This window comes from Streptomyces murinus (genome assembly GCF_002154555.1).
In the GTDB taxonomy this organism is placed as follows: domain Bacteria; phylum Actinomycetota; class Actinomycetes; order Streptomycetales; family Streptomycetaceae; genus Streptomyces; species Streptomyces murinus.
This window is the reverse complement of sequence record NZ_MUNF01000869.1, coordinates 1-2,289: the sequence shown is the minus strand read 5'-3', so window position 1 is coordinate 2,289 and position 2,289 is coordinate 1. Positions and strand designations below refer to the sequence as shown.

The following is a 2,289-nucleotide window of genomic DNA, read 5'->3' as shown; positions in this document are numbered from 1 at the left end:
GCCACCGGCTGGGCCGCCCCCCAGCCCGCGGCCACCGTCTCCCACACCGTCACCCCGGCCGGCATGTGCGACCTCGGCCACTGCATGCCCGAGGAGAAGTAACCGAACCCGCCCGGGCCCCCGGCACCCCGGCGTCAACCCGCCCGGCCCCACCGGTGAGCCACCTCACCGGCGGGGCCGGCCGCGCTGGCGCACCATGCCCCCATGCCTTCGTGCCCGCGTGTCCATCGCGTCGTAGCCACCACCTCGGCCATTCCCCTCCCCGAGATGGCTGGATCGGCACGGCCGGTGGGCACTTGCCGCCAAAGCCACGCCACGCGTCCGTGGCAGGTGACATCATCTGCGGTACTCACCGCGGCCGGCCCGCCCGCCGCACGCCCGCGGTGAAAGGGCTGGGCGCAAACGCCGAGGGGGAGCCCGGCTCACCCCGAGGCAGGCAGATGACGGCCCTCCTTGTCCATGCATGACTTGGGGCTGTTCATGACCTGGTACCACCACGGCTGGCTCGCCGAGTACGCGTTACCGGCCGCCGCCGGCGCCGGCCTCGCGTGGATCGGCCTGGCCCGCCACGCGGTGGGCAAGGGCCGGCTGCTGGGCAGCCGGCGGTCCGCCGGGCTGACCCTCCTGATCCTCACCCTGACCGGCGCGGTCGGGATCGTCGCCGCGATGGCGCTGCCCCACCTGGCGAAGCTGCCGCCGCTCACCGCGGGCCTGGCCACCGGCGCCACGGCCATGCCGCGCAGGAAGCAGGACGACACGAGCCAGCCCTACGTCAAGTTCATGACCCTCGGCATCGCCTGGTTCCGGGAGCGGCTCGAATACCGGATGCATCTCGACGCCTGCCGCTGGTGCGACCGCTTCCTGGACGGCTTCGAGAAGTCGACGCAGCTCCGTGTCTTCATGTACGACCTGAGGAACTACCTGCTGGACCGGCATCCCACGCTCACCAAGACGGTCAACCAACTCTTCGACGCGGCGGACGAGGCCATGGTCTACGCCCTCGATGTGCAGACCAGGACCGACGAGGCCCGCCGTGACGCCCGCTCACCCTGGATGCGCGAGCCGACCGCCGACGAGACCTACCTCTGCCGCAGCGCTCTCGGCGAGGCCCGCAACCGCTGCGGAGACCTGTTGCTGCACGCCTATGTACACGGCCGCCGGACGGAACAGCCCGAACTCGAGTCCCTGCGGACCAAGGCACTGTCCGACGACGCCTTCCACAGCTCACCCGTGCCCCGGCCACGGCTCGGCTTCCGCCGCAACCGGGTCTAGCCGACCCGACGGGCGGCCACATCTCTCCCACGCAGCGGCACGGGCTCGCCGCTGTGCGCGGACACTGCCTCCGCGGCCTGGGCGCCGCGGGGAGAAAATCTGATCTCCACATCGGCATCCAGCGCCTCCGCCAGTGATGCCAACGTCCGTACGGTCAGGTTGGCATCGCCCGACATGATCTGACTGACCCGGCCGGGACTCACCCCCATCGCCTTGGCAAGGTCCGACCGCGACTTCCCCAGCCCCGCCAGCAACCCCGCGAGCGACGCGGTCGCCTGCCGCGCCAACTGGGCACCGGCCGACTCGGCGCTGCCCTCGCTCCGACCGAAGAAGCTCATGGAACGACCCCCAACTGGCTTCGCCACAACGGTTGTTGTGGTGTCTCCAGAATGCCACCTTTAGGTCTGACTAAACACTCACTTCCAGTGGAAACCCTGCCACCGAGACCCCGTCAGGTACTGTCACAACGCCTCTGACCTGCCAATACTCGCCCAGGAGCCAGCAGGTACACGACCGCTTCGGCACAACTCCAATGGGCTACAAGGCGACTTCGGTCGGGCTACGACGCGTCGGTCGACATCGGACCGACGTCCAGGTCCTCGTCGCCACCGTCGGACCTGAGACCTTCCTCACACATCCGCGGCGCGCGGGAAAAGAAGAAGGGCGGCATCGCCATCGCGATGCCGCCCATTCCCTCTGTGCGCGAGGGGGGAGTTGAACCCCCACGCCCTTTCGGGCACTGGAACCTGAATCCAGCGCGTCTGCCTATTCCGCCACCCGCGCATTGGGTGTGTCTTCCGGCTTCTGCCCTTTCGGGCTGGCCCCTTCCGACATGCAGAACATTAGCACGTCGTACGGGGTGGGTTCACATCCCTTTCCCAGGGCCCCTGACCAGCCCGTCCACGGCCGGCCGCCCGCACCGATCGACCCCGGCTCGCCCCGTCGGGCAGGGTGCCGCCGACCGGGCGCCCTCCACACGCCCCACCCGCACGCGGTCCGCACGCCCCTCTCCGGCCG

2 protein-coding genes and 1 tRNA gene are annotated in these 2,289 nt (G+C 70.0%); 1 reads left to right on the top strand and 2 read right to left on the bottom strand.

Annotated features, from left to right (window positions below):
- Window positions 1-459 precede the first annotated feature (459 nt).
- Window positions 460-1,272 (top strand): hypothetical protein, encoded by an 813-nt coding sequence (locus CCN72_RS36080; protein ID WP_086812588.1) that lies wholly within the window; start codon window positions 460-462, stop codon window positions 1,270-1,272.
- Here the strand turns inward: CCN72_RS36080 and CCN72_RS36075 are convergent.
- Together CCN72_RS36075 and CCN72_RS36070 are read right to left on the bottom strand one after the other, a co-directional pair.
- A complete protein-coding gene (locus tag CCN72_RS36075; protein ID WP_086812587.1) occupies window positions 1,269-1,610 on the bottom strand; it encodes a helix-turn-helix domain-containing protein in 342 nt (113 codons plus the stop codon). The genes CCN72_RS36080 and CCN72_RS36075 overlap by 4 nt on opposite strands.
- Before the next feature lie 361 nt (window positions 1,611-1,971).
- Window positions 1,972-2,055 (bottom strand) — tRNA-Leu (locus CCN72_RS36070).
- Between the last annotated feature and the right edge of the window lie 234 nt (window positions 2,056-2,289).